This window comes from Streptomyces pinistramenti, assembly GCF_020564935.1.
Taxonomy (GTDB): domain Bacteria; phylum Actinomycetota; class Actinomycetes; order Streptomycetales; family Streptomycetaceae; genus Streptomyces; species Streptomyces pinistramenti.
Window position 1 is genome coordinate 137,963 of the sequence record NZ_JAJCXB010000009.1, and the last position, 22,924, is coordinate 160,886.

At 71.8% G+C, this 22,924-nt stretch carries 19 protein-coding genes and 1 tRNA gene; 11 read left to right on the plus strand and 9 right to left on the minus strand.

Annotated elements, in window-relative coordinates; all coding sequences use genetic code 11:
• Nucleotides 1-2: 2 nt before the first annotated feature.
• A complete protein-coding gene (locus LIU39_RS09530; RefSeq protein WP_227046178.1) occupies nt 3-506 on the plus strand; it encodes a GNAT family N-acetyltransferase in 504 nt (167 codons plus the stop codon).
• Nucleotides 507-811: 305 nt separating this feature from the next.
• On the opposite strand, the gene LIU39_RS09535 is transcribed toward LIU39_RS09530, so the two are convergent.
• Complete coding sequence (locus LIU39_RS09535) at nt 812-1,615, minus strand: exodeoxyribonuclease III (protein WP_227046179.1); 804 nt, start codon at nt 1,613-1,615, stop codon at nt 812-814.
• Between the two features lie 87 nt (nt 1,616-1,702).
• Between LIU39_RS09535 and LIU39_RS09540 the strand changes: the two genes are divergently transcribed.
• From LIU39_RS09540 to LIU39_RS09570, 7 genes are all read left to right on the plus strand, one after another.
• Nucleotides 1,703-2,194 (plus strand): GNAT family N-acetyltransferase, encoded by a 492-nt coding sequence (locus LIU39_RS09540; RefSeq protein ID WP_227046180.1) that lies wholly within the window; start codon nt 1,703-1,705, stop codon nt 2,192-2,194.
• Nucleotides 2,195-2,304: 110 nt separating this feature from the next.
• The gene (locus tag LIU39_RS09545; protein ID WP_227046181.1) at nt 2,305-3,231 is read left to right on the plus strand and encodes an ABC transporter ATP-binding protein; all 927 of its coding nucleotides are present in this window, start codon (nt 2,305-2,307) and stop codon (nt 3,229-3,231) included.
• Complete coding sequence (locus tag LIU39_RS09550) at nt 3,228-4,250, plus strand: ABC-2 membrane transporter-related protein (protein ID WP_227046182.1); 1,023 nt, start codon at nt 3,228-3,230, stop codon at nt 4,248-4,250. The genes LIU39_RS09545 and LIU39_RS09550 overlap by 4 nt, the downstream gene beginning before the upstream one ends.
• 118 nt (nt 4,251-4,368) lie before the next feature.
• Entirely contained in the window at nt 4,369-4,764 is a 396-nt protein-coding gene (locus LIU39_RS09555; RefSeq protein WP_227046183.1) for a GntR family transcriptional regulator, read from the plus strand.
• Between the two features lie 193 nt (nt 4,765-4,957).
• Complete coding sequence (locus tag LIU39_RS09560) at nt 4,958-5,788, plus strand: MerR family transcriptional regulator (RefSeq protein ID WP_227046184.1); 831 nt, start codon at nt 4,958-4,960, stop codon at nt 5,786-5,788.
• A complete protein-coding gene (locus LIU39_RS09565) occupies nt 5,785-7,068 on the plus strand; it encodes a glycosyltransferase (RefSeq protein WP_227046185.1) in 1,284 nt (427 codons plus the stop codon). The genes LIU39_RS09560 and LIU39_RS09565 overlap by 4 nt, the downstream gene beginning before the upstream one ends.
• A gap of 137 nt (nt 7,069-7,205) precedes the next feature.
• The gene (locus LIU39_RS09570; protein WP_227046186.1) at nt 7,206-10,547 is read left to right on the plus strand and encodes a HelD family protein; all 3,342 of its coding nucleotides are present in this window, start codon (nt 7,206-7,208) and stop codon (nt 10,545-10,547) included.
• A gap of 78 nt (nt 10,548-10,625) precedes the next feature.
• Here LIU39_RS09570 and LIU39_RS09575 read toward each other — a convergent pair.
• The 7 genes from LIU39_RS09575 to galU form a co-directional block, all read right to left on the minus strand.
• Nucleotides 10,626-10,698 (minus strand) — tRNA-Ala (locus tag LIU39_RS09575).
• A gap of 72 nt (nt 10,699-10,770) precedes the next feature.
• A complete protein-coding gene (sepX, locus tag LIU39_RS09580; protein ID WP_227046187.1) occupies nt 10,771-11,850 on the minus strand; it encodes a divisome protein SepX/GlpR in 1,080 nt (359 codons plus the stop codon).
• 151 nt (nt 11,851-12,001) lie between these two features.
• Nucleotides 12,002-12,625, minus strand: coding sequence for a GNAT family N-acetyltransferase (locus LIU39_RS09585; RefSeq protein WP_227046226.1), 624 nt, complete (start codon nt 12,623-12,625; stop codon nt 12,002-12,004).
• On the minus strand, nt 12,622-13,125 hold the full coding sequence (locus LIU39_RS09590) for a MogA/MoaB family molybdenum cofactor biosynthesis protein (protein WP_227046188.1): 504 nt from the start codon (nt 13,123-13,125) through the stop codon (nt 12,622-12,624). Before LIU39_RS09590 ends, LIU39_RS09585 begins: the two co-directional genes overlap by 4 nt.
• Nucleotides 13,122-13,604, minus strand: coding sequence for a cyclic pyranopterin monophosphate synthase MoaC (gene moaC, locus LIU39_RS09595; protein WP_227046189.1), 483 nt, complete (start codon nt 13,602-13,604; stop codon nt 13,122-13,124). Before moaC ends, LIU39_RS09590 begins: the two co-directional genes overlap by 4 nt.
• A 69-nt stretch (nt 13,605-13,673) precedes the next feature.
• Nucleotides 13,674-14,990, minus strand: a complete 1,317-nt coding sequence (glp, locus tag LIU39_RS09600) for a molybdotransferase-like divisome protein Glp (protein ID WP_227046190.1) — start codon at nt 14,988-14,990, stop codon at nt 13,674-13,676.
• A 4-nt stretch (nt 14,991-14,994) separates the two neighbouring features.
• Complete coding sequence (gene galU / locus LIU39_RS09605) at nt 14,995-15,897, minus strand: UTP--glucose-1-phosphate uridylyltransferase GalU (RefSeq protein WP_227046191.1); 903 nt, start codon at nt 15,895-15,897, stop codon at nt 14,995-14,997.
• An 81-nt stretch (nt 15,898-15,978) separates the two neighbouring features.
• On the opposite strand from galU, the gene LIU39_RS09610 reads away from it, so the two are divergent.
• Nucleotides 15,979-16,572, plus strand: coding sequence for a 5-formyltetrahydrofolate cyclo-ligase (locus LIU39_RS09610; RefSeq protein WP_227046192.1), 594 nt, complete (start codon nt 15,979-15,981; stop codon nt 16,570-16,572).
• A 208-nt stretch (nt 16,573-16,780) separates the two neighbouring features.
• On the opposite strand, the gene LIU39_RS09615 is transcribed toward LIU39_RS09610, so the two are convergent.
• Complete coding sequence (locus LIU39_RS09615) at nt 16,781-19,498, minus strand: penicillin acylase family protein (RefSeq protein WP_227046193.1); 2,718 nt, start codon at nt 19,496-19,498, stop codon at nt 16,781-16,783.
• 189 nt (nt 19,499-19,687) lie between these two features.
• Between LIU39_RS09615 and LIU39_RS09620 the strand changes: the two genes are divergently transcribed.
• Both LIU39_RS09620 and LIU39_RS09625 read left to right on the plus strand, forming a co-directional pair.
• On the plus strand, nt 19,688-21,250 hold the full coding sequence (locus tag LIU39_RS09620) for a potassium/proton antiporter (RefSeq protein ID WP_227046227.1): 1,563 nt from the start codon (nt 19,688-19,690) through the stop codon (nt 21,248-21,250).
• A 280-nt stretch (nt 21,251-21,530) separates the two neighbouring features.
• Nucleotides 21,531-22,874 (plus strand): MFS transporter, encoded by a 1,344-nt coding sequence (locus tag LIU39_RS09625; protein ID WP_227046194.1) that lies wholly within the window; start codon nt 21,531-21,533, stop codon nt 22,872-22,874.
• Nucleotides 22,875-22,924 lie beyond the last annotated feature (50 nt).

Here is a 22,924-nt window from a genome sequence, read left to right on the forward strand (position 1 = left end):
CCTTGATCGAACTGCGAGACCTCACCCCGGGCGACGCTCCGGCCGTCCAACGGATCTACAGCGGCGCCTCGGTGACCTTCACCCGCACTCACGGAATGACCGCTGAAGAGGCCGCGGACTACGTGGAAAACGCCCTTGCCCACGCCCGCACGACTCCTCGTGAACGATGGTGCTTCGCCATCACGGTCGGCGATGACGTCGTCGGATTGGTGAAGTTCCGCAACCGCGGGCACAGACACGCCGCCGCCAGCTACATCCTGCGCGAGAACACCTGGGGCAACGGCTACGCAACGGAAGCCCTCAAACAGGCCGTTGGCTACGCCTTCACCCATGCGGGGATCATCCGTCTCAGCGCCAAACACCATCCCGACAACCCGGCATCCGGCCGCGTCCTGATCAAGGCCGGATTCATCCGGACCGGCACTGTGCCCACCGGCCCCGCACTCGGCCGACCCGGGGTCGACTTCCTGGTGTACGAAATCCGCCGGCGCGACAACCAGACATAGCCGCGTACGGACTCGGGCATGGGGCAACGAACGAGATCACCGGAGGAGTGGTCACCCTGAACGACGACGGATCCACCAGCGGTCCGGTAGACGGTGGGGCAGTCGTCGTTGTTGCCGTTGCCGGTAAGCCGGGTCGGTTGCTCACGCGCCATGCTGAAACCCTCTTGTGGACGGGCCTTGTTGGGCCTGTCGAGCATGACCGTACGAGGCTCGGGAAGCGCCGTCCGTGCACGAACGCGGCTATGCGCGATGCCGGGTGAACCAGAGCCCCCGCCGACGGCACGGCCTCACAGTGCGGACGCTCGTCACACGTCGAAGGTCACCGTAACCGGCGCATGATCGCTCCACCGTTCCTCGTGTGAGGCGGCCCGTTCCACGGATGCCTTCAGTGCGCGCCGTGCCAGGCCCGGCGTCGCCATGGCGTAGTCGATGCGCCAGCCCGCGTCGTTGTCGAAGGCCCGGCCGCGGTACGACCACCATGAGTACGGGCCCTCGGTGTCCGGGTGCAGGGCGCGGACGACGTCGACGTATCCGCCGGACGACTCCGTGAGGACGTCGGTCAGCCAGGCGCGCTCCTCGGGGAGGAAGCCGGCCTTCTTGCGGTTGGCCTTCCAGTTCTTCAGGTCGGCCTCCTGGTGGGCGATGTTCCAGTCGCCGCAGACCACGACCTCGCGGCCGTCGGCGGCCGAGCGGGTGCGCAGGTCGACGAGGTAGGGGAGGAATTCCGCCAGGAAGCGTTCCTTCTCGTCCTGGCGGTCGGTGCCGACCTCGCCGGATGGCAGGTAGAGGGAGGCCACGGTCACGCCGGGCAGGTCCGCCTCGACGTACCGCCCGCTCCCGTCGAACTCCGCCGAGCCGAATCCCACCTGGACCCGGTCCGGCTCCCGACGTGTGTAGAGGGACACACCGGCCCGCCCCTTGGCCGCGGCCGGTGCGTGCACGACGTGCCAGCCGGCGGGCTCGCGTACCTCGTCGGGCAGCTGGCCGGGCTCGGCCCGTACTTCCTGGAGACACAGCACGTCAGCGCCGGTCTCCGCGAGCCACGGCACGAAGCCCTTCTTGGCGGCGGCGCGCAGCCCATTCACATTCACGGTCGTCACGGTGAGCATCCCGGCACGATACCGAGCCGCCGCCGCGGACCGGGCATCGCGCCGGGTGCCTCCCGCTCCCGCTCGTACACCCGTACGCTTTCCGGAATGGAGATAGTCCCCGTTCGTTACGACCACCCCGACGCGGTCACACTCGATGCCCTGGTGCAGCAGGAGTACGTGCGGCGCTACGGCGAGGGTGACATCACGCCGCTGGATGCGGCGATGTTCGTGCCGCCGCGCGGCGCCTACCTGCTGGCGTACGACGGCGGGCGCCCGCTGGCCACCGGCGGCTGGCGGGTCCAGGAGGACGCGGCCGAGGGGTACGCGCCGGGGGACGCCGAGATCAAGCGGATGTTCGTGGTCGACCGGGCCCGTGGGCGCGGGCTCGCGCGGCGCATCCTGGCGGCGCTGGAGACGGACGCGCGGGCGGCCGGACGCACGCGGATGGTGCTGGAGACCGGCACCGAGCAGCCCGAGGCCCTCGCCCTGTACGCGTCGTGCGGGTACCGGATGGTCCCGAAGGCGGAGAAGTTCGGGCTGTTCCGGGCGTACGAGGACAGCCGCTGCATGACCAAGGATCTGACGACCGCCTGCTGACCGGGTGTCCGGCGCCCCGGCCTGCGCCCTCCTCCGTGCGTTGTTTGACAGGGCTCCGGGCCGCTCCCCATACTCATTCCACTAATCAACTAGCTAAAGGGGGGATCCAGGTGAGCGACCCGAGCCCATGGGCGATCGAGGCCGAAGGTCTGGGGAAGAAGTACCGCCGCGGCTGGGCGCTGCGGGACTGCTCGTTCCGTCTCGGCGCCGGCCACATCTGCGCGTTGGTCGGCCCCAACGGCGCGGGCAAGAGCACCTTTCTCGGCTCCGCGACCCGGCTCGTGCAGCCGACGACCGGCAGCCTGCGGCTCTTCGGCGTGCCGGTGTCCGATCCGGCCGTTCTCGAACGGGTCGCCTTCCTCGCGCAGGACAAGCCGCTCTACCCCCGCTTCACGGTGGCCGAGACGCTGCGCCTGGGCCGCGAGCTGAACCCGCGCTGGGACCAGGCCCTGGCCGAGCGGATCGTGCGGGCGGGCAACGTCCCCCTCACCGCCCGGATCGGCACCCTCTCCGGCGGCCAGCGCACCCGCGTCGCCTTCGCGCTGGCCTTCGGCAAACGCCCCGATCTGCTGCTGCTCGACGAGCCGATGTCCGACCTCGACCCGCTGGCCCGGCACGAGATGTCCGGCCTGCTGATGGCCGAGGCCGCCGAGCACGGCACGACCGTGCTGATGTCGTCCCACATGCTCTCCGAGATGGAGGACATGTGTGACTACCTCCTCGTCCTCGCCGAGGGCCGGCTGCGGATGGCGGGCGGGACCGACGAACTGGTGCCCGCGCACACCCTGGTGACCGGCGTGGCCGCCGGTGACGGCGTGCCGGAGGAACTGACCCGGCGGCACACCGTCGTCGAATCCCGGGTCACCGGGCGGCAGTTCACCGCACTCATCCGGCCCGGCGGCCCGCTCTCCGACAGCTGGGAGGCGCAGTCGCCCAGCATGGAAGAGGTGCTGCTGGCCTACCTGCGGTCGCCCGAAGCGCCCACGATGATCGCGGACGAGGCGCGGCTCGACGGCCCCCGTGCGGCCGCGGCATGAGCGGCACCACACAGGCGGCGAGCCCGTCGCGTACGGAGCGGGCCGTGGCGCCGGACGGCGGTTCCGCGGCGTCCGGCGCCCGGCGCGAGCTGCTGCACAAGCTCCCCTGGCTGGTCTGGCGGCGACACCGCGCAGCCCTCCGCCTCGGCCTGCTGATCACCGTCGTGGCCTGCGCGGTCTTCGCGTACCAGCGCATGGGGATCATGGACTTCCTCGGCGGCAGGAGCGCCCCCGACCTGGACGGGCAGCAGGCCGAAGAGTTCCAGAACCGGTTCAACTCGACGTTCAAGTTCGACCTCGCGTTCCTGACCTTCCTGCCCGGCATCGTCGGCGTCTTCCTCGGCGCCCCGCTGATCGCCGGCGAGCAGGAGCACGGCACGCTCAAGCTGGTCACCACGCAGTCCGCGAGCCGCGCCCGGTGGATCACCGCCACCCTCGTGCTGCCGCTGGCCGTCGTGGTGGTGTGCACCACCCTGCTGTCGGTCGTCTTCCACTGGATGTGGGCACCCGCCCACGAAATCGCCGCCTTCGGCGACTGGCTGGACAGCGGCATCTTCGAGAGCACAGGGCCGGTCCTGCCCGCGCGGACCCTGCTCTTCACGGTCTGCGGCATCGCCATCGGCATGCTGGCGAAGCGGGTCGTGACGGCGATGGCCGTCACCGCCGTCTTCGCCGCGGTCTTCAGCGTCATCTGGGCGGCGAAGGTGCGCCACCAGCTCGGCACGCTCCGCGACTCCGTCTACCCGTACGACGGCGACGGCCCCGACCTGCCGCCCGGATCCATCCGGATCGACGACTGGCTCTCCACCGCGGGCGGCGACCTCTTCGGCATCAGCACCTGCAACGACGACGAAACCGGTGCCTGCCGGGCAAAGCTGGGCATCGTCAACCGCGTGACCCAGTACTTCGACTACGGACAGATGACGGGGATGCAGTGGCTGGGCGCGGGGATCCTGCTGGCACTGACCGTGGCGGCCCTGGCGTTCGTCATCTGGCGGGCCCGCCGGCGGCCGCTCTGAGACCCGGCCGGGACGGCGCTTTGACACCCGGTACGGGCACACCGATCATCAAGCGGTCGGACAGCACGGCCCGTCCGGCGCGGAGTGCACGCGCCGCGCGGGCGGACGAGGTGGAGAGGTGGTGAGCGTGGTCGAGTTCCGTATCGACCGCCGCAGCGGCGTCGCCACCTACCTCCAGATCGTCCAGCAGGTCCAGCAGGCGCTGCGGCTGGGCATCCTGGTGGAGGGCGACAGGCTGCCGACGGCCGCACAGGTCGCCGCCACCACCAAGGTCAATCCGAACACCACCCTGAAGGCGTACCGGGAGCTGGAGCGGGAGGGCCTGGTCGAGCCGCGGCCCGGCCTTGGCACCTTCGTCAGCCGCACGCTCGCCCGGCCCAAGTCGGCCGCGGACGCGCTGCTGCGCGAGGAGTTGCGTTCCTGGATGGACCGCGCCCACGAGGAGGGCCTCGCCCGCGAGGACGTACAGGCGCTGCTGAACTCGGTGCTGGAGGACAGGTACCCGGGGGCGTGAGGGGACCGGAAGGCTGCGGGGCGGGGCGGGGCGGCGGGTGCGCCCCGCCCCGCAGCGCGTCCGGCGCCCCCGGCCCCGGCGTTCCATGCCCGTCCCCCGGCACCCTGGTTGACCCTCCCCCCACGTCAGGCCGCAGTCTGAGCCCCGAGCAGGTGACGGGCCGGGACGGCCCCAGACGAAAGGCGCTGCCGCGATGAGTTACCCGGTCGGCCAGGTATCCGGATTCGCCGGTATCACGGTGCGCACGCTGCACCACTACGACAAGGCCGGCCTGCTCTCCCCCAGCGACCGCAGCCCGGCCGGCTACCGCCTCTACAGCGAGTCCGATCTCGTCAGGCTGCAACAGATCCTGTTCTACCGGGAGTTGGGCTTCCCGCTCGACGAGATCGCCACGATCATCGCCGACCCGCAGGCCGACGTACTCGACCACCTGCGCGCCCGCCACCGCCTCCTCAACGAACAGATCGCCAAGCTGCAACGGCTGGTCGAGGTCGCCGAACAGGCCATGGAGGTCCAGCAGACCGGGGTGCGGCTGACGCCCGAGGAGCGCTTCGAGGTGTTCGGCGAGGTCGCCTTCGACCTCAGCTACGCCACCGACGCCCACCGGAAGAAGCAGCACAGCGAGGGCTACCGGCGGTCGATGGCGCGGGCCGGTACACACTCCAAGGAGGACTGGGCACGGATCATGGCCGAGGCCACGCAGTGGCGACAGCGCCTCCTGGCGGCCTTCGACGCCGGCGAACCACCGGAAGGGCCGACGGCGATGGACCTCGCCGAAGACCACCGCAGTCACCTCACCCGCTGGTTCACCCCCTGCCCCACCGACATGCACGGCCGGATCGCCGACGACTTCGCCGCCGACCCCCGCGCCTTCGCCCTGATCGTCCCGCCGTCCGAACAGCGCCCCGGCCTCGCCGGATACCTCAGCACCGCCGTGCACGCCAACGCGGTACGCCAGGCGGAAGCGCCCGAGGCCGCACCGGAACCGCCCGCCGACGACACCACCCCCCGGGACGCACGATGAAGATCCTGATCACGGCCGCCGGCTCGTACGGCGACATCGCCCCCTACACCGGCGTCGGCGCCGCCCTCACCGCGGCGGGCCACGAGGTCACACTCGCCACCCACGACACCTTCGCCCCACTGGTACGTGCCGCGGGCCTGGAATTCCGCCGGCTGCCCGCCGACCCGCGCGCCCGCCGCCCCGAGACCGGCCCGGACGCCCAGGCAACACCCCCGCCGAACCTCGCATCCGGCAGCAAGCGGGCCCTGATGCGCACCGCCGCCGCCTTCCTCCAGGAACTGGGCACCGGCATCGCCGACGCCGTCACCCCCGGCACGGAACTCCTGCTGCTGTCCACCACCACCGCACCGCTCGGCCGCGACCTGTGCGAGGCGCACGGCATCCCCGCACTCGACCTCCCCCTCCAACCCACCGCGCCCACCGGCGACTTCGCCCCGGTCATGGCCGGCGGCCGCTCCCTGGGCCGCCTCGGCAACCGCGCCGCGGGCCGCTTCTCGCTCCGCATCGTCGACCGCCTCTACGCCGACGCCTCCCGCGACCTGCGCGCCCGCCTCGGCCTGCCGCCCGCCACACCCGGCGCGGTACGCCGCCGCACCGAGACGGCCGGGCAGCCGGCCCTGCACGGATTCAGCGAGGTCCTGGTGCAGCGGCCCGCCGACTGGCGCCCCGGCCTCGACATCGTCGGCAACTGGTGGCCCTGGCACGACCGGGACACCCAACTCCCCGCCGCCCTTGAGGACTTCCTCGCCGCCGGCCCGCCGCCGGTCTTCATCAGCTTCGGCAGCATGGCGGCGGGCCAGGGCGAACGGCTCGGCGCACTCGCCGTACGGGCGCTGCGCCGCGCCAAGATCCGCGGCATCCTCCAGTCCGGCTGGGCCGGCCTCACCGCAGATGCCCGCCCCGCGCACTCCCCCGACATCCTCACCATCGGCGAGGTCCCGCACGCGCTCCTCTTCCCCCGCACCGCCGCCGTCGTCCACCACGCGGGCGCGGGCACCGCAGCGGCCGGGCTACGGGCCGGCGTGCCCGCCGTCCCGGTCCCGGTCACCGCCGATCAGCCCTTCTGGGCCGCCCGGTTGGCGTCCGTGGGCGCCGCGACCGCGCCGATCCCCTTCGCCGACCTGTCCGACGAAGCGGCCGCCGACCGGCTGGCCGACGCCCTCGTCCGCGCCACCACGGACCCCGCCCTGCGCACCCGCACCACCGAAGCCGCCCGCCGCATGGCCACCGAACACGGTACGCAGGCGGTCGTCCGCGCCGTGGAGCACCGCACGCCCTGACGCACCGCCCCTCCCCTTCCGGCCCCCTGACCGGTTCCCGCCACCCGGCCCCCGTGACTCTGGTAGTCCTTTTCACCGGGGGACGGGCCTGCGCCCGTCGCAGCGACCTCTGGGGCGCCGCAAGGGAGGGGATGGACATGAGCACCACCACGCGCGACGAGATCATCGCCATCGAGCAGAAGGCGGTGGACCGCGCCTACGACTGCTACAGAGCGCGGCTGGACGAACTGGAGGGAAACCCCGTCGCGTTGGCGTCGGCGAGCGGCAAGGACAGCGTCGCCAACCGGCTCGGCGCCCAGGAACGGGCGGCCGCGTACGACGGCCTCGGCAACGAATCGCTGGTCATCAGCCGCGTCGACGTGAAGGCGGAGCCCACGCCTTTCTACGTCGGCAGGCGCGCCGTCTCCGACGTCCGCACCCGCGACACCGTCGTCGTGCTGTGGACCAGCAAGCTCGCGAAACAGTGGTCCGACGCGCTGCCCGAAGCCCCCGGCGAGGTGCTGCTGCGGCGGCAACTGCGGTGCGACCGGCACGTGGTCCAGGACTACTTCGACGAGATCGCCGTCGCCGCCCCCGTCCCGGCACCGCGGCCGCCCGCCGAAGACCGCACCGGCGCCGAACGCCCGACACCCCCCGAAGCCGCGCCGGTACCCGAAACGCCCGCCCCCGCGGCCGTCCCCCGCAAGCGACGCCCCAAGCCCCAGCAGCCCGACGACTTCCTCCTGCGCGAACTCCAGCGCTCCCGCAGCGGCCGGATGCGCGACATCGTCGAGACGATCCGCCGCGACCAGATGGCCCTGGTCACGGAGTCGCCCACCGACGTCCTCGTCATCCAGGGCGGCCCCGGCACCGGCAAGTCGGCCGTCGGCCTGCACCGCGTCACCTGGCTCGTCGACAACGGCCACTTCCACGCCCAGGACATCCTCGTCGTCGGCCCGCACCAGCGGTTTCTGGACTACGTCGGCCACGTCCTGCCCACCCTCGGCACCCGCAACGTCAACGCCGTCCAGCTGACCCGGCTGTGGGACGGCGAAATCCTGGGCACCGACACCCCGCAGACCCGCGAGGTGAAGTCGGACGAACGGATGGCGGCCGTCCTCCGGCGCCGCGTCGAACACGCCTGCCGCCCCGAAGCCCTCGACACCCTCACCGCGCCCCCCGCCTACGAGGGCGACGAACCGGCGTTCACCGTCACCGCGGGAAGCACCACCCTGCGGATCCCGCGCTCCGCGGTCCTCGCCCTCCTCGACGAGGCCCGCGGCGGCAGCGGCGCCTACCGCGAACGCCGCGACCGCTTCCGCAGCCTGCTCGTCGACCGGCTCCTGCAGGAACTCGTCCTGGCCGCCCCGCGCCGCAGCCGCGACGGCACCATCCGCCGCGACCTGGAACGCAACCGCCGCGTCGGACAGCTCATCGACCGCGTCTGGCCGTCACCGGGTGCCAGGGAAGCCCTGCGCAGCCTCTACGACTCGCCCGATCTCGTCCGCACCTGCGCCGCCGGCCTCCTCGACGCCACCGAACAGGCGGCCCTGCACCGCCCCCGGGGAGCCTCCGCCGACGACGACCCCTGGACCCTCGACGACCACGTCTGCCTCGAAGAACTCCGCTACCTCATCGCCGGCGAAGTCCCGCAGCGCTACGGCCACATCGTCGTCGACGAGGCACAGGACCTCACCCCCATGCAGGCCCGCGCACTGCGCCGCCGCTGCGCGGCCAACGGCTCGATGACGGTACTCGGCGACCTCGCCCAGGCCACCGGCCCCCACACCCCCACCAGTTGGGACCGCCTCGGCACGCTGCTCTCCGACCACGGCGACTGGCGGATCGCCGAACTGCACACCAGCTACCGCGTACCGGCCGAAATCATGGCGTTCGTCGCACCCCTGGCCCGCGCCGTCGCCCCCGCACTGCCCTACCCCCAGGCCGTCCGCAACGCGGGCGACGACGCGGTACGGACCCTGGCCACCGAACCGTGGAAGCTCCTCGACGACACCGTCACCCAGGCCATCCGCCTGGTGGGCACCAGCGACGGGCGCACCCTGCGCTCGGTCGCCGTCATCGTCCCCGACGACTCGGGCTGGCTCGACGAGATCGGCCGCCACCTCGACGAGAGCGCCGACCTCACCCGGCAGGGCCGCGAGGCGGTGTCCGTCCTGGCCGCCGCGCAGGCCAAGGGCATGGAGTACGACCACGTCCTCGTCGTCGAACCGGCCACCATCGCCGACCGCGGCCCGGCCGGCCTGCGCCAGCTCTACGTCGCCCTCACCCGCAGCACCCAGAGCCTGACCGTGCTGCACACCGCCCCGCTCCCGGAAGCCCTCACCACCACCGACAACGCCACCGTCCCGCCGCCCACCGCGCCCGGCCCCGGCCCCGGCCCCGCGCAGGAAGACCTCCCCGAGATCGGCGCCGACCTCCGCGTCCAGGTCATCGGCCCGCGCCCCGGCGGCCGCTACAAGGTCAAGGCCCTCTCCCCGGAGATGGACCGCCCCCTGGTCCTGGCCGTCCGGCACGGCTCGGTCCCCCCGCGCGCGGGCGACGAACTGACCTGCTGGGTCTTCGCCAACGAGACGAACCACAGCGTCCTCACCACCGACCAGCGCGGCCGCCGCCCCATCTCCCCCAAAATGGCGGAACGCTACGCAGCGGCCCTCGGCGTCCTCGACGAGCTGCTGACCGACGGCAGCACCACAGAAAACCCCCGCGCCCGCCTCTCCGAACTCCAGGGCATGGCCCACCGCGTCCTCCGCCGCGACCAGGCGGACTGGGTGGCAGTACGGCGCCTGCTCGGCTCCCCCGACCGGCAACGCCTGGGCGCCCTGCGCGACCTCGCCGCAAGCACCCACCGCGCACTCAAGGACGACGCACTGGACACCGGCCGCCTACGGGACGAACTGACGGCATCCGGCTGGGCCCCGGCCCTGGCCGCAGCACGGGCAACCCTCGCCACCCGCCTCGCCGCCGCGCCCGAACCCGCCCCCGCACCCCAGCCCGACCAGAAGGAAACCGCACCCGTGCCCACCGTCGAAGAAGCCCCCGCCGCACCGGCCGTGACCACGAAGGAGGCTTTCCACCGCGCCCTGGAAACCGCGGCCGCCGCCGACCGCACCAGCAAGAAGCACGAGGCCGTACGCCACGCCCTGAAGTCGGCCCTGCTCTGGGCCGACCTCCAGCCCACCGACTCCCCCGTCATCGACGTCAGCTGCGCCACCTCCGACGGCCTGTACCTCTACGAAGTCCTGGGCTCCGGCTGCTCCACCTACCCGGACCTCCGCGCCGGAGCCACCCGCCTCCTCGAAATCAACCACACCCTCCCCACCCCGGCCGACAGCCTCTACCTGGTCCTCTGCGAACCCCCCGCCGAGAACTGGTCGGCCGACACCGTCCACGACGTCTTCGGCATCCACGTCCTGTGGCGCACCCAGGAAAGCTGGGGCGGCCGCCACACCCATTCCGCCCTGTGCCTGGAGCCGCAATAAACCTCCGCACGTGCGGCCCCTGCCGTACTGCACGTCAAAGCCCCCACCGGGTAATCCCGGTGGGGGCTTTGCGTGCGGTGGACCTGAGGGGATTCGAACCCCTGACCCCCTCGTTGCGAACGAGGTGCGCTACCAGCTGCGCCACAGGCCCTTGCGACGAGTGAAACTCTAGCATCTCGTCGGCGGTGCTCGGAAATCGCTTCCGGTGCTGGTCAGCGGATGGCTACTCGTTCGCGGCGCGCGGCCGGTCGAGGTCGTCGGGGTATCCGGAGTCGCGGTCGGCGGCCGGCGACGGGTTCGCGTACTGGTCGAAGAGCGGGGTACGGCCCCGGGTGCGGCGACCGGGTCCTGCCGGGCGGCGGGTGGCATCGTCGGGGCGGTCCTGCTGCGGGGTGCCGGGGCGGTCGGCGGCGGCGCTGGAGCGGGCGGAGCTCCAGGCGTCGTCGGCTTCCAGGTCGACATGGCTGGTGGCGCGCGGGGCGACCGGGGCGGTGACGTAGGTGGGAAGCGGGACCGGAACCGGCTCCCAGGTGCCGGAGACCGGACGCGGGCGTTCGCGTTCGCGCTGCTGATCGACCCACTCGGCGTGGTCGGTCTCCTCGACGAGGGCACGGCGGCCCGCGGCCTGGGCGGGCTCGGGGCGCGGCTCAGGGGCGGGCTCGGCGGGAGCGTCAGCGCGGTGGGCGGCTGGGCGGTCGTCGGCGGGCGGCTCGTCGGCCGCCCGCTGAGGGTGGGGCCTGCCCTCCCGCAGTCGCTTGGCTGCCGCCTCCGCCTTGCGCTGGTCCATGGTGAAGGTGAAGCGGCGGCGCTCCTGGGTGCGCAGGTAAATGATGTACGCGCTCAGGAGGAGGGCGGGCAGGGCGGGCGCCCAGAGGAAGGCGATACCGCCGACAGCGGCCACGACGGCGCCGATGGTGAAGGCCAGGAAGAGGATCGTGATGGTGCGCCGGCGCCGGGCCAGGACCTTGGCGCGCTTGGTGCGTTCGGCGACGGAGGGGTGCGGCGGGGCGGCGACCCGGGCGCGGGATTCGGTCGCGGGGTCGTCGAAGGCCCGGAGGTCGGCCTCTTCGGCCGCGTAGTCCGGGTCCTGCTCGTCGGCGGCATCGTCGGAGGGACACTCTTCCTGCCCCTTGTCGTAACGCCGCTGCATGGCCGCGCGTCCCGACAGGAGTCGGATGGCAGTGCTGAAGCGCTCGGTGGGACGCGCCTCGTTCAGTTCGTCCTGCCTACGGAGCCACATCGGCACCAAATAGGCAGCCCAGGCCCCGACGATGACTGCGTAGATGAGGCCGCTGCTTCTCACAACTCACACGGTAGAGGGGTTTGCGCGGGGCCATCCGCCAATTGAGCCGGTGTGTCGCACGATCTGGCTGATATCTCGAACTTTTTTTGTGATTGTTGAGATCAGCACTCTTCGAATGTGGCCGAAACGGCGATAAATTCGAACATCTATTTTATTTGTGGGGTGCGCTGGGTTTCTGCCGGCGCCAGCGGTGGAGCATCCCCTCGGGCACCTCTTCCGCGGTCAGTGCGAATACCGCGTGGTCGCGCCAGCCGCCGTCGATGTGGAGATAGCGCGGCCGCAGGCCCTCCTCGCGAAAGCCGAGCTTTTCCACGACGCGGCGGCTGGGGATGTTCTCCGGCCGAATGCACACCTCGATGCGGTGCAGTCCCACGGAGCGGAAGCAGTGGTCGACGGCGAGTGCGACGGCGGTCGGAATGACACCGCGGCCGGCGACTCCCCGGTCCACCCAGTAACCGATGTGGCCCGAGCACATGGATCCCCAGGTGATGCCGGCGACGGTCAGTTGGCCGACGAGCCGGCCCTCGTATTCGACGACGAACGGCAGCATGCGGCCGGCATACGCCTCGGACCGCAGATGGCGGACCATCTGACGGTAAGTGGGTCGGTGCGGGGCGGGGATTCCCGGAGGGGGCGGCGGGACGGTGGCTTCCCAGGGGCGCAGCCAGTCGCGGTTGCGGCGGTTGACCTCGCGCCAGTCACGCTGGTCGCGCAGCTTTATCGGCCGGAGGGTGACCTCTCCGTCGGTCAGGACGACCGGCCAGGGCGCGTTCAGTGCCGGCTCCGCGGGGGTCTGGGGTGGTCGCCGCCGCGGATCTGGTCCACGGCGTGCGGGAGGAGGTCGGCGAGTACGGTGAGGCCGTCGCGTACACCGCCGGTCGAGCCGGGGAGGTTGACGATCAGGGTGTGGCCGGCGAGGCCGGCGAGGCCGCGGGAGAGGGCCGCGGTGGGGACCTTCGTACGGCCTGCGGCGCGGATCGCCTCGGGGATGCCGGGGATGTCGTGGTCCAGGACCCGGCGGGTGGCTTCGGGGGTGCGGTCGGTGGGCGAGAGGCCGGTGCCGCCGGTGGTGAGGACGACGTCGTAGCCGTCGGCGACGGCCGCGCGCAGGGCGGCCTCCACGGGGTCGCCGTCCGGGACGACCTGCGGCCCGTCGACCGTGAAGCCCATGGCGGCCAGGCCCTCGGCGAGCAGCGGGCCGCCCTTGTCGGCGTAGACGCCGGCGGCCGCGCGGTGGGAGGCGGTGACGACCAGGGCGCGCGGGGCGGGGCTCATGCCCGGCTCCAGTCGCCGGACTTGCCGCCGGTCTTCGTCTCGACGCGGATGTCGGAGATGACCGCGGCCTTGTCGACGGCCTTGATCATGTCGACGACGGTGAGCGCGGCGACGGAGACGGCGGTGAGGGCTTCCATCTCGACGCCGGTGCGGTCGGTGGTCTTGACCGTGGCGGCGATCTCGACGGCGTCGTCGGCGACCGAGAGGTCCACCTGCACGCCCGAGACGGCGAGGGGGTGGCACAGCGGGATCAGGTCGGGGGTGCGTTTGGCGCCCATGATGCCGGCGATCCTGGCGGTGGCCAGCGCATCGCCCTTGGGGACGCCTTCACCCCGCAGCAACTCGATGACCTGCGGCGATACCAGGACGCGGCCGCGGGCCACGGCGGTGCGGGCGGTGACGTCCTTGGCGGAGACGTCGACCATACGGGCCGCGCCCGCCGCGTCGAGATGGGTGAGGTGTTGCTGGCCGCTGCTCATCGTTCTCCTGGTCCGGACTGCCGCCTGTGCGACGACACCGTACCCCCGGCCCGACCCGGAGGAGAGGCCCTACCCGAGCAGGACGACGTCGACGGTGCCGCCCGCGGCGACCTCGGTGGTGTCCTCGGGGATGACGATCAGCGCATTGGCGTGGGCGAGTGCCTTGATGAGGTGGGAGCCGGGGCCGCCGACGGGGGTGACCGTGCCGGCGGCCGGGTCGTACGCGCCGCGCAGGAACTGGCGGCGGCCCTCGGGCGAGGAGGTGAGGGCATCGGTGCACGTCGCCGGGGTGGTGGGGCGGTGCACGTCGGGCAGGCCCATCAGGGCGCGGATGGCGGGGCGGACGAACAGTTCGAAGGAGACGTAGGAGCTGACGGGGTTGCCGGGCAGGGCCAGCAGCGGGATGCGGTCGGGGCCGATGAGGCCGAAGCCCTGGGGCTTGCCCGGCTGCATGGCGAGCTTGCGGAACTCGACCGTGCCCTCCTCGGCGGAGAGGTCGGTGAGCGTCTCCTTGACCACGTCGTACGCGCCGACGCTGACGCCGCCGCTGGTGACGAGGATGTCGGCCCGGATGAGCTGGTCCTCCAGGGTGGCGCGGAGGGTGTCGGCGTCGTCGGCGACCGCGCCGACGCGGTAGGCGATGGCTCCGGCGTCCCGGGCGGCCGCGGTGAGCTGGAAGCTGTTGGAGTCGTGGATCTGGCCGGGGCCCAACGGCTCGCCGGGCTGGACCAGTTCGCTGCCGGTCGACATGACGACGACGCGGGGGCGGGGGCGTACCCGCACCGTGCCGCGGCCGATGGCGGCGAGCAGGCCGATCTGGGACGGACCGAGCACGGTGCCGGCGCGCAGCGCGGATTCGCCTGCGCTGACGTCGCTGCCCCGGGCCCGGATGTGGGCGCGGGCGGCGACCGGGCGGTGCACGCGGACCTCGCCCGACGCGCCCTCGGGGGCCGCGCTGTGCGCCCGCATGCCGTCGGCGGGGCCCCGGCCGCTGCCGCCGTCGGTCCATTCGACGGGGACGACGGCCTCGGCGCCGGGCGGGAGGGGCGCGCCGGTCATGATGCGGGCCGCCTCGCCGGGGCCGACGGCCGGGAGATCGCCGCTGCCCGCCGCGACGTCACCGATGACGGTGAGCGCGGCGGGGAACTCCTCGGTGGCGCCCGCCACATCGGCGACGCGGACCGCGTAGCCGTCCATGGAGCTGTTGTCGAAGGGCGGCAGGGCCACCGGGACGGTGACGTCCTCCACCAGGACGCAGCCCTGGGCGTCGAGGAGTTGCAGCTCGATCGGCTCCAGGGGATGGATCTTGGAGAGGACGTCGTCGAGGTGGTCGGCCACCGACCAGACGCGGTGCTGGTGGCTGGTCCGGTCGGTGGTGCCGCTCAAAGCCCTACAACTCCTCGGTGACGTAACTCCGCAGCCAGGTCCGGAACTCCGGGCCCAGGTCCTCACGTTCGCATGCCAGTCTGACAATGGCACGGAGGTAATCGCTACGGTCGCCGGTGTCATAGCGGCGGCCCTTGAAGACGACGCCGTGCACGGGCCCGCCCAGGGACGGGTCGGCGGCCAGTGCCTGGAGCGCGTCGGTCAGCTGGATCTCGCCGCCGCGGCCGGGGTCGGTCGTACGCAGCACGTCGAAGACGGCCGGGTCCAGGACGTAGCGGCCGATGATGGCGAGGTTGGAGGGGGCTTCGGAGACGGCGGGCTTCTCGACCAGGTCGGAGACCACGACCAGGTCGTCGTCGCCGGTGGGGGTCGCGGCGGCGCAGCCGTAGAGATGGATCTGCGCCGGGTCGACCTCCATGAGGGCGATGACGGAGCCGCCGTGCTCTTCCTGCACCTCGACCATGCGCTGGAGCAGCGGGTCGCGCGGGTCGATGAGGTCGTCGCCGAGGAGCACGGCGAAGGGCTGGTCGCCGACGTGCGGGGCGGCGCACAGGACGGCGTGGCCGAGGCCCCTGGGGTCGCCCTGCCTGACGTAGTGCATGGTGGCGAGGTCGCTGGATTCCTGGACCTTGGCGAGGCGGGACTCGTCGCCCTTGCGGTGCAGGGCCTCTTCCAGTTCGTAGTTGCGGTCGAAGTGGTCTTCCAGCGGGCGCTTGTTGCGGCCGGTGACCATGAGGACGTCGGAGAGTCCGGCGGCGGCCGCCTCTTCCACCACGTACTGGATGGCGGGCTTGTCGACGACCGGCAGCATCTCCTTGGGTGTGGCCTTGGTGGCAGGGAGAAAGCGGGTGCCGAGGCCGGCTGCCGGGATGACAGCCTTGCTGATCCGAGTATGCGATGGAGTCATGCGCAGAACGATAACCGGCTCATTGGTAAAGACCATCAGTGTCCGGTGAATACTGCCTGAGAGCGGGAGCAAGGCCACACGGTGAGCACAGACCACGATAGGAAACACAGGTTGCGGCGGCGTCTCCTGGAGGTGAGGGGCGCATTGCCGGACGATGGCGCGGCGGTGGCAGGTGCCGGGCTCGCGGACCGCGCGCTGGGCCTGCCGGAGCTGGCGGGCGCGGGCACGGTCGCCGCGTATGTGTCGGTGGGGCGCGAGCCGTCCACCCGCGCGCTGCTCGACCGGCTGCGGGACGCCGGGAGGCGGGTGCTGCTGCCGGTCCTGCTGCCCGACAACGATCTGGACTGGGCCGTGTACGAGGGGGCGGCCGGTCTGGTGAAGGCCGGGCGGGGGCTGCTGGAGCCGGCCGGTCCGCGGCTCGGCCCGGCGGCGGTGACCGAGGCGGACGTGGTGCTGCTGCCGGGCCTGGCGGTGGACCGGCACGGGATGCGTCTCGGGCGCGGGGGCGGCTCGTACGACCGGGTGCTGGAGCGGCTGGAGCGGGCCGCGGTGCATCCGGTCCGGGTGGTGCTGCTGTACGGCGGCGAGGTGCTGGACGAGGTCCCGGCGGAGCCGCACGACCGGCCGGTGGACGCGGCGGTGACGCCGACGGATGTGTACCGGTTCATGACGTAGGGGCGCACCGGTTCATGGCGTAGCTGCGTCCGGGGGCGGTACACGACCGGCGCGGTGCGGCGGTCGTTGCGGGGCGCTTCGTCGATACGCCGCGTGACGACGGATCGGCGAACCGGCGGCGAGATTGGCCGGAATCCGATGGCCGGAAAACGGCCCGGCCTCCCTCCGTCGCAGGGACGGAGGGAGGCCGGGCGGGGCCGCTACGGGGTCACGGCGTCAGCGTCAGGGTGTCCTTCGCGCCCTTCTTGACGGCGTCCTCGCCGAAGGCCCAGGGGAGCAGTTCACCCTTGGCCCACTTGTCGGTCTGGTCGTAGTAGTGGGCGTCGTAGGCGTGGCCGGAGGCGCCGGTGAGGTTGATCCAGCGGGACTTGTCGAGGTCGGCGAGGTTGACGACCATCCGCATGGAGGGCACCCAGGTGACGCCGTAGCCGCCGGCCGCGTTCCAGCCGGTGGCGTTGACCGCCGCCTCGCCGCCGCCGACGTTCCACGGGCCGCGGTTGAACAGGCCCTGGAGGATGCCGGGTCCGTCGGTGCCGAGGGTCTGGTTGTTCAGGAACATCTGGTGGAGGCGGCCCCAGCTCCAGTTGTCGATGTTCTTGCCGAGCTTGGCGGTCAGCTCGTAGCGGGCGTCCTTCATGGCGTGCGCGAGGAGCTGGTCGCGGTTCTTGTCGCCGGGGTGCCCCGGGCGGTCCTCGGTCTTCCACCAGGCGTTGGTGGGGTCGTCGAGGATCTTGCGGACCACCTCGTACCAGCGGTCGCCGCCGTCGGGCTGGGCGGTGTCACGGGCGCGCTCGCCGCATTCGCGCACCAGCTTTTCGCGGTCGTCGGCGGGGCCGGTCTCGTTCGCCGGGCGGACGTTGAGGCACTGGCCTTCGACGCGCAGTTCCTTGGGCATCTTGTTGCCGAAGGCGAGCTTGAGGAGGTTGCGCCAGACGCCGTTGAAGTAGGCGGCGGCCGCGGAGTCGGGCTCCTGGGTGAAGTCCCAGCCGTCCAGCAGCTGCTGGGCGTCGCGGACGTACTTGTCCTTGATGTCGATCTTCGTCAGGTAGGGCGTCAGCAGCCGGGCGATCTCGCTGCTGTTGTCCTGCTGGAAGCTCTGCATGTCGTCCGTGGAGACCTTGCCGCCGTCCTTGGTCTTCGACTGGATGAGGTCGTTGATCCGCTGGCTGCGGGCGCCGTAGCCCCAGTCCTTGGTGAGGAGGTAGGGGTACTTGTCCTGGTCGACGACGGCCTGGTTGGCGGTGACGATGTAGCCGCGGTCGGGGTTGTACTCCCAGGGCAGGGCCTTCTGCGGGATGTAGCCGGTCCAGAGGTACTTCTTGTCCCAGCCGGGCGCCGGGTAGGTGCCGTCACCCGCGCCGCGCACCGGGATTTTGCCGGGCGCCTGGTAGCCGATGTTGCCCTTGGTGTCGGCGTAGATGAGGTTCTGGGACGGGACCTCGAAGTCGGCCGCGGCCTTGCGGAAGTCCGTCCAGTCCTTGGCGCGGTTCAGCTCGAAGACGGCGTCCATGGACTTGCCGGCATCGAGGGCGGTCCAGCGCAGCGAGATGGCGTAGCCGTCGCCGCGGTCGGGTGCGGCGTTGCCGACGGGCGCCGCCTTTCCGACGGTGGCCAGCTCGTCGTTGCGGTCGGAGACTATCGGCCCGTTGTTGGTGGAGCGGACGGTGATCTCGTGGCTCGCCCCGTCGGCGACCTTGATGGTCTCCTTGCGGGTGAGGAACGGCCGCTGCCTGCCGTCGAAGAGGTAGCCGTCGGCGTTGATCTTCTCCAGGTAGAGGTCGGAGACGTCGGCGCCGAGGTTGGTCATGCCCCAGGAGATGTCCTGGTTGTGGCCGATGACGACGCCGGGCATCCCGGAGAAGGTGTAGCCGGAGACGTCGTAGCCGCACTTGGGTCCAACGGTGCGGCAGTGCAGGCCCATCTGGTACCAGAGCGAGGGCATCTGGGGGGCGAGGTGCGGGTCGTTGGCGAGCAGCGGCTTGCCGGTGGTGGTGTGGTCACCGGAGACGACCCAGGAGTTGGAGCCGATGCCGCTGCCGTTGGGGCCGAGCAGGGCCGGGATCTCGTCGAGGCTCTTGGAGAGCGAGGAGAGCTGGGACCGGAGGCCCTGGGTGGCGCCGGTGCCGCCGCCGTTCTGGGTGGCGGGGGTGCTGCCCTTGGGGTCGAACTTCTTGGTGACCGGGTCGACCGCGCCGTCCTGGACTATCGGCTTGTTCCGCTTGTACGGGTATGCCGGGTACAGCTCGGCGATCTGCTTCTCGGTGAAGCGGCTGGTCATCAGGGAGCGGTCGATCTCTTCCTGCATGTTGCCGCGCAGGTCCCAGGCCATGGCCTTGAGCCAGGCCACCGAGTCGACAGGGGTCCACTTCTCCGGCGTGTAGTCGTTCTGGAAGTCCAGTGCCGCGTACTCCAGGGACAGCGCCGAACCCTTGTGGTCCTTGAGGTAGGAGTTGACACCGGCCGAGTACGCCTGGAGGTACTTCTTCGTGCTCGGCGACAGCTTGGTGTCGTATTCCTTCTGCGCGACCTCGTGCCACCCCAGGGTGCGCAGGAACGAGTCGGTCCTGACCTGGTCCTTGCCGAACATCTCGGAGAGCCGGCCGGACGTCATGTGCCGCCGGACGTCCATCTCCCAGAAGCGGTCCTGGGCCTGGACGTATCCCTGGGCGCGGAAGAGGTCCTCGTCGGTGTCGGCGTAGATCTGCGGAATGCCGTTGGCGTCGCGCTTGACCTCGACCGGGTCGGTCAGGCCCGCGAGTTTGAGCGAACCGGTGGTCTGCGGGAGCGAGGCGCGCACGGTGCTCACGCCCCAGAACGCGCCGAAGGCAACGCCCGCCACGAGCAGCAGCACGACCGTGATCGCGACGAGGCGGCCGCGCCGCCCCTTCTTCTTTTTGGGGGCCGGACCGGACTTGTTGGCGGGCATCTCTGTCCTTCGAGGGGCAGGGTGGCAGTGCTGGAGCAACCATAGGCGCACGGCTCCGGCGACCCCTACGCGGAGTCACCACCGGCGCATCCGACATTCAAGCAATGGTAAATTGTTAGTCTCAGTAACTAGATACGGTAAGGAAAAGCCCTCACCCCGGCTCCGGCACGCGCGCGGAAGGACCAGCTCCTGACTGTCGACCATCTCAATCAACTCCTGCTGATCTGCTCGCTCGTACTGCTCGTCGCGGTCGCCGCGGTACGGCTCTCCTCGCGCAGCGGACTCCCCAGCCTGCTCATCTATCTGGGAATAGGCGTCGCCATAGGGCAGGACGGCCTCGGCGGCGTCGTCTTCGACAACGCCGAACTGACCCAACTCCTCGGCTACGCCGCCCTGGTCGTGATCCTGGCCGAGGGCGGCCTCGGCACGAAATGGAAAGAGATCAGACCGGCGCTGCCCCGGGCGGCGCTGCTCTCGACGTTCGGCGTCGCGGTGAGCGTGGGGGTCACCGCGGCCGGAGCGCACTATCTCGCCGGTCTCGAATGGCGCCAGGCGCTGCTGATCGGCGCCGTGGTCTCCTCCACGGACGCCGCCGCGGTCTTCTCCGTGCTGCGCTCCGTGCCGCTGCCGGCCCGCCTGACCGGCGTCCTGGAAGCCGAATCCGGCTTCAACGACGCTCCGGTGGTCATCCTCGTCGTGGCGTTCTCCACGGCGGGACCGGTGGAGCACTGGTACGTCCTGCTCGGCGAGATCGCCCTGGAGCTGGCGATCGGCGCCGCCATCGGCCTGGCGGTCGGCTGGCTCGGCTCGTACGGCATGAAGCACGTGGCGCTGCCGGCGTCCGGCCTGTATCCGATCGCCGTGATGGCCATCGCGGTCGCGGCGTACGCGGCCGGTGCCCTGGCGCACGGCTCCGGCTTCCTCGCGGTCTATCTGGCCGCGGTGATCCTGGGCAACGCCAAGCTGCCGCACTCCGCGGCGACCCGGGGCTTCGCCGAAGGGCTCGGCTGGATAGGTCAGATCGGCATGTTCGTGCTGCTCGGCCTGCTGGTGACGCCGCACAACCTGCTCGACGACATCGTGCCGGCGCTGGTGATCGGCATGATCCTGACGCTCGTGGCCCGGCCGACATCGGTGTTCCTGAGCCTGCTGCCGTTCCGGGTGCCCTGGCAGGAGAAGACGCTGCTGTCCTGGGCCGGGCTGCGCGGCGCGGTGCCCATCGTCCTGGCCACCATCCCTATGGTGGGCAAGGTCCCGGGCAGCGAACGCGTCTTCAACATCGTCTTCGTCCTCGTCGTCGTCTACACCCTCATCCAGGGCCCGACGCTGCCCTGGCTGGCCAGGCGGCTGCGGCTGGGCGACGACGAAGAGGCCGCCGACCTCGGGATCGAATCGGCGCCCCTGGAACGGCTGCGCGGCCATCTGCTGTCCACCTCGATCGGCCCGTCGTCCCGGATGCACGGCGTCGAGGTCGGCGAACTGCGGATGCCGGCCGGCGCCGCCGTCACCCTGGTCGTACGGGACGGTGCGAGCTTCGTGCCCGCGCCGGCGACGGTGCTGCGGCACGGCGACGAGCTGCTGGTGGTGGCCACGGACCCGGTGCGGGACACCGCGGAGAAGCGGCTGCAGGCGGTGTCGCAGGGCGGCAAGCTGGCCGGCTGGCTGGGCACCGGCGGGGCGGAACCCGCGGGCGTCCGGGCCCGCGCGTCCCGGAATGCCCGACGCCGCACGGCCCCCCGGGATGTGCGGTAAATCTCCATCGGTCCCAAGGAAAACCCGCGTGAAGCCCTGGTCACCCCCAGGGCTTCACGTATGTGGGCCTGTATCCTTCACATGGCACATCTACGAACCCACTCTGCCTGAAGCAGAGCTGGCGCGACCGCTCGGCGGCCGCGGTCCCCTGCCCAGCGCAGCCACCCTCCCGGTGCGGACCACGCGGTATCACTCGGTCCCGCGCGAGAGGACAGCTCTCGGCGCGTTACCCGTGACGACCTCGCGGCTGCGCGCTACCAGGCAGCGGAAAGGCCCGGCCGTGGCATCCGCGGTCCAGGACTCCCGTCCCGGTTACGGACAACTGCTGCGCACCCCCGGTGCGTGGACCTTCCTCCTGCCCGGCTTTCTGGCCAGGCAGCCCTTCGCGATGCTGACCATCGGCATCGTGCTGCTCGTCGAGCACACCACCGGCTCCTACGGCACCGCGGGCGCGGTGTCCGCCACGACCGGTGTCGCCATGGCCCTGTTCGCCCCGCAGAGCGGCAAGCTCGCCGACCGGTTCGGCCAGCGCGCGGTGCTGCTGCCCGGCGTCCTGGTGCATGTGGCCGGCGTCAGCGCGCTGATCAGCCTCGCGCTCGCGCACGCGCCCCTGTGGGCGCTGCTCGCCGTCGCCGTCCCCACGGGTGCGTCGACCCCGCAGGTCGGCCCGATGGTGCGGGCCCGCTGGGCGTCGCGGCTGGGCGGCAGCCCGCTGATGCCGACGGCCGCCGCCTTCGAGTCGGTCACCGACGAGTTCACCTTCGTCGTCGGCCCGGTGCTGGCCACCGCCCTGTGCACCGGGGTGCACCCGGCGGCCGGGCTGATCGCCGAGGCCGCCCTGACACTGGCCGGCGGCCTGCTCTTCGCCTCCCAGCGGCGCAGCCAGCCGCCGGTGCACCGGGCGCACGCCGACGGCGCACGGCCCGTCTCCGCGCTCTCGGTCCCCGGTGTCCGCGTCCTGATCGTGGCGTTCCTGGGCATCGGCGCCGTCTTCGGCGGCATGCAGGTCACGCTGACCGCCTTCACCCAGGACATCGGCCGCCCCGGCATCAACGGCGTCCTCTACGGCATCTTCGCGGCCGGCAACATGCTGGCCGGCATCGCCTGCGGCGCCATCGCCTGGAAGGTCGGCCCGCGCCGCCGGCTGCTGGTCGCCTACGGGCTGCTGGCGCTGGCCACCACCCCGCTGTGGGCGGTCACGGCGGTGCCGCTGCTCGGCGCCGTCGGCCTGGTCGTCGGGCTCTGCATCGCCCCGGCGCTGATCACCGGCTACACGCTCGTCGAGTCGCTGGTGCCCGCGGGCGCCCGCACCGAGGCGTTCACCTGGCTGACCGGTGCGGTCGCGCTGGGCCAGGCCGCCGCGGCCACCGCCGCGGGCCAGCTGGCCGACCGCTACGCGCCGAGCACCGGCTTCCTGGTGCCGCTGGCCGGGACCGTGCTGGCGCTGACCGTGCTGCTGGTGCTCCGTGCCCACCTGCTGCCGCGTTCCACCGGCCGGATCGTGGCGCCCGCCACCGGGGAACCCGCTGCGGACGGCGGCCTCCGGGCGGCGGCAGGCGACGGTCCGTCCGAGGACGGCGCGGAGCGTGGGGTCGGTCACCGTACGACGGTCACAGTGGACTGACGCGCCGGAATACTGCACTATGGATCGTCGTTAGCACTCATCGAGTGAGA

What these genes read in the sequence shown, in the direction of transcription:
- LIU39_RS09535 (WP_227046179.1), bottom strand. Translation starts at nt 1,615, where the DNA reads ATGCTCACCGTGACGACCGTGAATGTGAATGGGCTGCGCGCCGCCGCC.
- LIU39_RS09590 (WP_227046188.1), bottom strand. Translation starts at nt 13,125, where the DNA reads ATGAGCCCCGCCCCGCGCGCCCTGGTCGTCACCGCCTCCCACCGCGCG.
- LIU39_RS09615 (WP_227046193.1), bottom strand. Translation starts at nt 19,498, where the DNA reads ATGCCCGCCAACAAGTCCGGTCCGGCCCCCAAAAAGAAGAAGGGGCGG.
- LIU39_RS09550 (WP_227046182.1), top strand. Translation starts at nt 3,228, where the DNA reads ATGAGCGGCACCACACAGGCGGCGAGCCCGTCGCGTACGGAGCGGGCC.
- LIU39_RS09570 (WP_227046186.1), top strand. Translation starts at nt 7,206, where the DNA reads ATGAGCACCACCACGCGCGACGAGATCATCGCCATCGAGCAGAAGGCG.
- galU (WP_227046191.1), bottom strand. Translation starts at nt 15,897, where the DNA reads ATGACTCCATCGCATACTCGGATCAGCAAGGCTGTCATCCCGGCAGCC.
- LIU39_RS09540 (WP_227046180.1), top strand. Translation starts at nt 1,703, where the DNA reads ATGGAGATAGTCCCCGTTCGTTACGACCACCCCGACGCGGTCACACTC.
- moaC (WP_227046189.1), bottom strand. Translation starts at nt 13,604, where the DNA reads ATGAGCAGCGGCCAGCAACACCTCACCCATCTCGACGCGGCGGGCGCG.
- LIU39_RS09560 (WP_227046184.1), top strand. Translation starts at nt 4,958, where the DNA reads ATGAGTTACCCGGTCGGCCAGGTATCCGGATTCGCCGGTATCACGGTG.
- LIU39_RS09565 (WP_227046185.1), top strand. Translation starts at nt 5,785, where the DNA reads ATGAAGATCCTGATCACGGCCGCCGGCTCGTACGGCGACATCGCCCCC.